Genomic DNA, 8,063 nt, shown 5'->3' with positions numbered 1-8,063 from the left:
TGCTGCGAGCCAGCCGGTTGCGACAGCTGCTGCGGCAGCAAGAAGAGCGGCGGCCTGCTGAGCAAATTGTTCGGCAACCTGTCGTGCGGCAAGAAGAGCAGCAGCTGCTGCGACATGGGATGCGACACCTGTGCAACCGATTGCGGATGTGCAGCTCCAGCTCCTTACGCCGCTCCAGTTGAAGCTCCTACTTACCAAGAAGCTGCTCCGATGCCACCAGCACCGATCGTCGATCCAAGTGCTAGCATCTCCCGCACTCGTCGCGTCATTCAGGCCAGTGCCAGCTACGCTCGCTAGTGAATTCGTTCACTGACTTGCTACGGCAACACTGCGTCAAACAGACGTGACACAACAACGCCCCAGAGGAAGGAAACTTCTCCTGGGGCGTTTTTTTTTCGTTTGTACCGTCGTCATTGCTCACGCTTTCGCGACGCCGCCGTACCAGACACCTCCGTACCAGACACCTCCGTACCAGACGCCCCCGTACAACTGCGATCATCCACCCTTGTGAACCACCGCCGCCGACACGGACAACCGCATCGAATGGAAGGTTGCGAGATAACGGTCCACGAACGACTGAGTGCTGACGTTGGCCATATCGTCGATCGCCAGTGCAACGCACTCGGCTCCGGTCATTTCCCCCGTGGTCGGGTCCAAAGACATCCAACCTTCTTCACCATGAGCGATAACCCACGCGTGGTAAGCAAACCGATTCGTCGTGGAACCTTCCGTTGCCAGCGGTGAGTGCCGGATCCCAAGAGCCATTCGACACGGAACCCCCTTCGCCCTCAGCATCGCCATCAGCAGAATCGCATGCTCGGTGCTATCCGCGATGTTCGCACTCGCGATCGTGCCCGCGGGACGAAGCCCAACAGATAAGGGGACAAACGACAATAATGAGTGCACGGTTCGGTTCAACTCAATGGCTTTTTCCCGGTTGCTCATGCCGGCCATCGAACTGGCAACATTCAATACCTTTCGCACACCGGACGAACGGTAATCAATGAGCTTCGTCACCGCACGGTCCGCGGTAAACGGACGAGGCTCATACACCACAAACCGACCGGCGAGTTTCTTTGCCGAAACAGGCCGCGCGGCGGTAATCACCTTTTGGTGGTTCTCATCAATGGTCTGCACGTACTGACGCGGCGCGGCAATGATTCCACTGGGCGGCGTGTTTCCGCCGGGCGCGGATGCGTCCTTCGATCGCGGCGACAAATCGACGCTCACAGCGAGTTGCCTGACCTTTCCGGGAGGGATCAATTTCCCGGGCACGTGCACCGTGATCGGATCAACATCGTGCAACAACTCGTGTACTTGGGATTGGTACTGTTCTTCGCTGCACCGATAGGTAAAGCGACGCTCTCCCGTGATATTGGTTGCCTGCACGACACCTTCGTCATCGTACCAATAGTAACGCTCACGCCGTCGGACCTCGTCGATCGACACGAGCGCGACCGCTTCATGTAGCGAATCCAAAACCAATCCTTGTTCGGTCATTCGTTTTGCCAACGCATCGCGGCGACGTCGAATCTGCAGATCGGCGAGCGTCTCCTGAATCGGCAGCAGGACTTTTGACTCGCGTTGTTCACGCGCCCCGAGCGGATTGCCGAGCAGCGATTGATACACAGCGAGCGGCCCGCCCAGTTCACCGTGATGAACAACACGTTTCTTCGTTTGGGATGTCAACAGATCCACGTCGAAACGAATCTCGTCGCCGGAGACCTCAATGTACTTAGAGATCTGCAGAGGGCCGCGACGCACCCGACACTCAATCCGTGACAAGCGACCGTCTTCGGCGTGCCAGAACGTTTGGTCGTTGGCGTGCAGACAGCCGATCGCATTTTGTTGCCACGACGAGTCAGCATCGTCAGCTATTTCCTTGACCCCCGATTTCACGACCGTGCGTTCGTTCAGGGTGAGTTTGATCTGCCCGGAATCCGTCCGCTGCGACTTCATCACACCCCCTCCGATCACACCTTCGGAATCGGCGTGATGGAGATACCAAGACTGCCAATCCTGCTGCGCGGAATCAGCGTGCGAGTTCGCGGGAACAAGACTCGCGGGTTTGATGACGACTTCCGCAGTCGGGTCCGTAGGAGGCTCGACCTCCCAGACCGCAGGTTTGCGGAACATAGCAATGTCATGCCGGTCGGGGACATCACATCCGGTGAACATCAACCCGGCCAACCAGAATCCGACCGCTGCGATCGCGCTACCGTGAGCATTGCAACGTGTCTGCATGCCGAGTCTCGCAGACTGGCAATTTCGTTTTCTCATCGTCGATCGATCCTTCTGGTGGATAGTTGGGCAGGTTCCCCCGCTCCTGTTTGCGGCCGCCAGATCGCCTGCGGGCAAGACAAAGCACTCTGACCTGCTCTGTCTTGCCCTGCCCTGGCTTGACCTGCTTCTTCTTGACCTGCTCTGCCGCACTCTGTCTCTGTGTTTCCGTGTCTCTGTATTTCTGTAACACGCAGGGTTTCTGTAACACGCAGGTTCAGTCGCACTCTTCACAGCACCGCGTTTCACCGACGCCAGCACTGGTTCGCCTGCCCACGTATTCACCTGAACGCACCCAACCTGATGATAACGTGACGAGACGGTTTCTGGCACCGCGAAAAAGGCTTCACCGCAACTCGCTCAACCGAGCAAATCAAGTTGACGACTTCGCGATGTTGTTTTTCCTCTCAACATGTTTAGTTCTCAACACGCGTGTTGACTTTTTGCAACACGGCAACCCAACAAATTGATGGCAAATCGGTGGCCGGTTGAAGGCATCGTATCGATCGTGCGTTTTGTCCCGAAGAGATAACACAGCAATCTGTTCATTCTGCACGTTTTTTATCGTTGGAAGCGGCCGCTGACGCCTTGACCGCTGGGTGACCTAATTTTGGTTGTTCACCTGACGCACCGGTGGACCGGCTTCAAAAGCGGCTCGTTCGCTCTTGAAAACGATCTCTGACCGCGTTTTAAGATTTGATCAACAAAGATGGGCTTCCTCAAACGCATCCTTCGTCCCAATCCGCAAGATTCCGTCGGCACCCCAGTGGCGCCCGGCAGTTTCGAACGTCTCAGCGACGAAGAACTTCAGGTTCACATGGGTATCAAGACCTATGGGGCCTTCGAACTCACCGACGCGATTCGTCCATCCTACGACGTTCAAATCGCTCCCCGACAGGGCTTCCGTTACGACAAGTATGTCGACGAAGCGTCCGGTGCGACAACGCCGGTCATCATGGCCGCGGCGACTCGGGCGATCCTGCTCGACACGTTCCTCGAACTGATCGACCACCTCGGGAACGTCGTCGACGTGGTGCTGGAAACCAGCCATCACAGCAACTCGCACCACGAAGACCTTTATCGCGAGCACATCGACGTCCCCGTCCTCAAGAGCATCCTGATGGAGTTCGAGGATGTGCTCACTAATGACGGGTGCACCGGGATCGCGGTCATCAACCCGACCAAGAAACAAGAAGTGCAACTCGATGAGCACAAACTTCTGATCGCCTACGGAGCTCCGCTCGACCCGTTCCGCGAAACACTGATCGCCGCCGACGTTTACCCGGACAAGAATATCCGCTTCATCACCGAAGCCGAACATGTCCACAGCAGCAGCGAACGGATGTACGACCGGTTCCTGCAATTGCAAACTCGCCTCGGCGTCGACGACGAATCGTCCGAAGACACCGCAGCCTGGTAACCGGACTGCAGCCTGGCAACCGAACCGGCGTCTAGCCTTCCGATCCCAGACTGCCCCATTTCAAACCGGCACATCCGCCTCCTGACCGAACGAATCGCCCCCACGGACGGCTTCGAGTTTTGCCCACGCTCGATACAGTCCTTCCCGGGCCGACTTCTCGCGAAGGAAACACGCGGAGTTTCTTGCTCGTGCCGGTTATGACGGTCCCACCCGCGCAGGTGGCCCGCCGGTGATCTCGCACCGATAGAAAGCAATCCGACGCCCGATTCGGGAAGCGAGTCCCGATATCGATGTTGGCATCCGCGTTCTCGATGACGGATTGGAACTGTCGTCTTGCCGGTACGGATCGACCGCTCTCTCTTTGCGCCACCGGACACCTGCACTCCGACCGGTTTGGGAAGCAACAGACCGCTTTTTGCCGGCCCGAATCGCGTTTTACGGGAAAGACGCATTGCAAAGCGAACCTCAGATCGTCACACTGTGCGGCCCTTCGGCGAGTCGGCTGACTATGCGTTTTCGCAATTTCCGAGCCGACCGACTCAGACCATTCGCCTTTCTGTTATAGGAAAAACATGCCCCCACGTCCGATGAGCACGCGTAGCCGTGCCCGTAAACGTTCCCGCGTCCGCAGCCGCACCCGCAAGAAAGACCCGATCTTCGTCGATGGCCATCGCCCACGGCCAATGTATGTCGACTACAAAGACATCGAATTGCTGTCGAAGATGGTCAATCGCCAAGGACGCATCATGGGTCGTCGTAAGAGCGGATGTACCGCCGCGAGCCAGCACGCCGTGACCGCCGCCGTCAAACGCGCCCGCTTCATGGCACTGCTCCCGTACGTCGGCGAGTAATCTCACGCAGTGAGCGAATCACCAGCTCGCTATCGAACGCAGCGTCGGGTCGAATTCCGAGACACCGACGCCGCAGGAATCGTCCACTTCTCGGCCTTTTTCCCAATCATGGAATCGGTCGAGCACGAATTCCTGCGTTCTATCGGGGTGATCGTCATGCCCAGTCATGACAACCCCGATTCGCTCACCTGGCCACGCGTTTCGGCCGGTTGCGAATACCTCGGCCCGGCCCGGTTCGAAGACGTCCTCGACGTCTCTCTTTTCGTCGATCGGGTCGGCACCAGCAGCGTGCACTACCGCTACCAGATCGATTGTGCGGAGAAACCAGTCGCCGTCGGCAAGATCTCGGTCGTTTGCTGCCAACTCGGCTCCGGTGGCAAACTCGTCAAGAAGCCTGTCCCGGACACGATCCGAACGGCTCTTCTTGCTCGCGATTGACGCTTGCTTCTCACGATTGACGCCAGCCCCCCGACTTCATGGCCCCTGATTCTTTGCCTCCTTTGAATCCCCATCATGCCCGCAACGTTTGAAGGCTTCGGACTCAAACTCCTCTACCCGGACAACTGGACCCTCACGCCTCGCGCCGATGACGAGGGCGACCAGGGCCTGACGCTGGAATTGCCCAGCGGCGGATTTCTTTCGATCGAAACCCTGCCGATCACCCGAGGCGACGACGAAATACTCAGCGAAATCGACGAGATGCTGAGAGAACAATACCAGGATTTCGAGAGCGAAGAGGTCCAACTCGATGGCGCCGACGAAGACGAGCGTGCCGTCGACATGACTTTCTGCCACCTCGATCTGGTAGTCCTCTCCCGAGTTGTCCTGCTCGACGCTCCCCAATCTACCCGCGACCAAATGCCGATCGCTGGCCGATTGCTGATCCAATTCCAAGCCGAAAGTCGCGATTTTGACGCGAACGAAATGGTGTTTGCGGCTCTGTTGAAACAAATCCGCGATACCTAGCGGTTGACCACAGCCGGACTCTCGGTAGCGTCACCTGACGGGCAAATGCGACAGTAAACGGTGCCCGCCAAACGCCTTCCCTCCACGCGAGAACCGGGACGAAGATGGCTGACCCTCGACGCCGGGCCAACGTGGCCAGCGACCACTCGCTCAGCGGTGAAGCACACCCGTTCTTAACCCCGCGTGGACTCTGGCTGCAGCAAAGCGGCCGCGTCGATCTTCCCGAGGGCGTCCCGTTGCGATCAACGGCCCCCGGGCCCCCACAACACCCCTCCCGACAGCATCGCGTCGACGATCCGGATCAATCCGCTCACCTACCCTCCGGGCGACCGACGAGCCCTGAACCGCCTTTGCTGGGACGGTTTGACGACTCGCCGCTGTCGCCCGGAACACTGCAGAATATCTATCCGGCCAAACGGTTCGGCGATCTCGCGGCGTTGCGCCGTAAACCGCTCGAACCACTCTTTCGCTCGGCCCTCGCGGCAGACCCGTTCTGGCAACCTGTCGACGCATCAGAAGTCTCCACGGCAGCAGGTCAAGACCGACCGTCACAGAACATCGCTCGTGCCGTCGGCAAACTGATCATTCGACTGCCAATCAACCACGGATCGCCGTACGCCAGCGGTTCGGCATTCCTCACCGGGCCGAACACCCTCATGACGTGCGCCCACAATCTGTTCGACTCGAACACCCGCAACTGGTCCCGGGCCCTGGAGTTTTACCCCGGGTATGACTTCTACTCCGACCAACCACAACCGTTCGCGCGAGTTCTCTCGGCGGCCATTCCGAAGGCCTACCTGGAAAACCCACTCAGCAATCACGACCTCGCGATCTGTCGCTTGGACACGAACATTGGCGAACATATCGGAGTGGAATTGACGCCACAGGTAGTCGAGCACGTCGAGTTCTTCGATTCGGCACGTGTCGACATCCTGGGCTATCCGGCAGGCAGCGGTTTCGACTTCGGGAAACAACTCTGGCGAAGCCGCGGCCGGTTTCTGTTCGGAGTCAGTGGCGGAGGCGAAGACGACTTTGCCCCCACCTTCGCGACCGATTTCGGCGGAGGCGCCAGCGGAGGCCCGTGGGTAACGCGTGACCCCGACTCCAACCGCCCCGTTGTCGTAGGTGTCACGTCAGGTCACGCGAAATTGCGTCACGACCACGCCGAACCGAACCTCATGTCGCTGACATCGGCGCTGTTCAGCCAACGCAACCTCGACCGCCTCGACGGTGACTTCGCTGAACACCACTTCTGAATCCGAAACACGAGCCTCGATTGCAGGGCATTAAATCGAAGCCTTTTGCGTGTGAACGCCACAACGGAAAACCATTCATTGCACCGGAGAAACCTCACACCAAAGCACGCCGTGCTAAGCAAACATTTCGTCGATTTGCTCGATATAGTCGAGCGCGACCTCCGGCTCATCAACCTCGACTCCCGGCACGCGTCCGTGCCGGTCACAATCACCGAGCAGTAACAGGTCTTCATACAGAGGGTGCGCAGCGAGTCGCTTGCGATGCCGAGCACCGATCGTGTGGTCCATGATTTTATGCACATCCATGTGATGCGCGATCAGCCAAGCCGTCCTCGGCGTGATGAATCCCTCGAGCGCCTCAAGCCCTGCCATCACGTGATCTTTCCGATCGATCGCTTTGCCGACATCGTGCAGCAACGCGGCCAACAGAAACTCCTCATCGTAGGGCATAGCTTCTTTTGCTAAACCAAACACCTGCATGCTGTGGTAAAGCGCATCACCCTCGGGATGCCACTTGGGATTCTGCTTCACGCTCTCGAGCGGCATGAGCAACGACAGAAACACGTTCGCACGATCTGGAGAACAATCCATCTCAGTTAACCAACTGTGCATCTGATCCAAATCAACCTCGTGCTGTAATGAAATTAATCGTTCGAGTTCAGCCAACCCCGCCCGCTCGATCGGTTTTCCTGTAATCGAACAACGAAACCGGTACCCCATCAACGATGGAGCATAGACAGTAATTTCGATCGGAAACGAGTCCTTTACATGAAGGTGCGTGTACACCTTGGCCTCGCCGTCCTTACGGATTCTCTTGCGTTGTAGATCGTAGGACACGCCAAGATCATCGAGCAAAATTGTGATCGCATGAACGTTCGCGCAGAACACGTGCACGTCAATATCCGATCCTTCCCGGATGCTGCCCTTGAGCACACTCCCAATGAGTTTGGGGTGAAAAGGAGCAAGCTTCCGGAGCCACCACGCGGCCCGCAAACGCATCTCGAGCAAACGGCGTGGCTTGTCCGCCTCACTTTCGCTCATCCTTGTCAAACAGAGCACTTGCTCGCGAATCTCTGCATTCGTCGGAAGATCGGCAGGCTTTACCCACCCTCGGCAGATTCGCCGCGATGCTTTCTGTTTGGCGGTGTAGTACTCGCTAACCTCCCGCGAGTACATCAGGCGTGCCGCTTCCCAAGCGATTTGGCGACGCAGTTTTTGTTTTTGTCATTCAGAGAGTTTGTCGATGCAAACTCAGCACAATTCGAAACATGAAGTAAACGTGGAAGTCAG

At 57.7% G+C, this 8,063-nt stretch carries 7 protein-coding genes and 1 pseudogene; 6 read left to right on the top strand and 2 right to left on the bottom strand.

What is annotated here, in order from left to right; genetic code table 11:
• A pseudogene (locus RSSM_RS34395) lies at window positions 1-297 on the top strand (hypothetical protein); the annotation flags it as partial.
• A gap of 198 nt (window positions 298-495) precedes the next feature.
• Here the strand turns inward: RSSM_RS34395 and RSSM_RS00915 are convergent.
• Window positions 496-2,280, bottom strand: coding sequence for a transglutaminase-like domain-containing protein (locus tag RSSM_RS00915; RefSeq protein ID WP_236620860.1), 1,785 nt, complete (start codon window positions 2,278-2,280; stop codon window positions 496-498).
• 709 nt (window positions 2,281-2,989) lie between these two features.
• Between RSSM_RS00915 and RSSM_RS00905 the strand changes: the two genes are divergently transcribed.
• From RSSM_RS00905 to RSSM_RS00880, 5 genes are all read left to right on the top strand, one after another.
• Complete coding sequence (locus tag RSSM_RS00905) at window positions 2,990-3,700, top strand: hypothetical protein (RefSeq protein WP_008673452.1); 711 nt, start codon at window positions 2,990-2,992, stop codon at window positions 3,698-3,700.
• A gap of 572 nt (window positions 3,701-4,272) precedes the next feature.
• The gene (gene rpsR, locus RSSM_RS34390; protein ID WP_236620859.1) at window positions 4,273-4,551 is read left to right on the top strand and encodes a 30S ribosomal protein S18; all 279 of its coding nucleotides are present in this window, start codon (window positions 4,273-4,275) and stop codon (window positions 4,549-4,551) included.
• Between the two features lie 9 nt (window positions 4,552-4,560).
• On the top strand, window positions 4,561-4,989 hold the full coding sequence (locus RSSM_RS00890) for an acyl-CoA thioesterase (protein ID WP_008673448.1): 429 nt from the start codon (window positions 4,561-4,563) through the stop codon (window positions 4,987-4,989).
• A 75-nt stretch (window positions 4,990-5,064) separates the two neighbouring features.
• Window positions 5,065-5,517, top strand: a complete 453-nt coding sequence (locus RSSM_RS00885; protein ID WP_008673447.1) for a hypothetical protein — start codon at window positions 5,065-5,067, stop codon at window positions 5,515-5,517.
• 104 nt (window positions 5,518-5,621) lie between these two features.
• The gene (locus RSSM_RS00880) at window positions 5,622-6,773 is read left to right on the top strand and encodes a trypsin-like serine peptidase (protein ID WP_044300421.1); all 1,152 of its coding nucleotides are present in this window, start codon (window positions 5,622-5,624) and stop codon (window positions 6,771-6,773) included.
• A gap of 114 nt (window positions 6,774-6,887) precedes the next feature.
• Here RSSM_RS00880 and RSSM_RS00875 read toward each other — a convergent pair whose 3' ends face one another.
• The gene (locus RSSM_RS00875) at window positions 6,888-7,949 is read right to left on the bottom strand and encodes an HD domain-containing protein (RefSeq protein ID WP_008673443.1); all 1,062 of its coding nucleotides are present in this window, start codon (window positions 7,947-7,949) and stop codon (window positions 6,888-6,890) included.
• Between the last annotated feature and the right edge of the window lie 114 nt (window positions 7,950-8,063).

Origin of the sequence: Aporhodopirellula sallentina SM41 (genome assembly GCF_000346505.1) — a bacterium.
Classification (GTDB): Bacteria; Planctomycetota; Planctomycetia; order Pirellulales; family Pirellulaceae; genus Rhodopirellula; species Rhodopirellula sallentina.
Note: the sequence above shows the minus strand (reverse complement) of the source record. Positions and strands in the feature narration are given on the sequence as shown.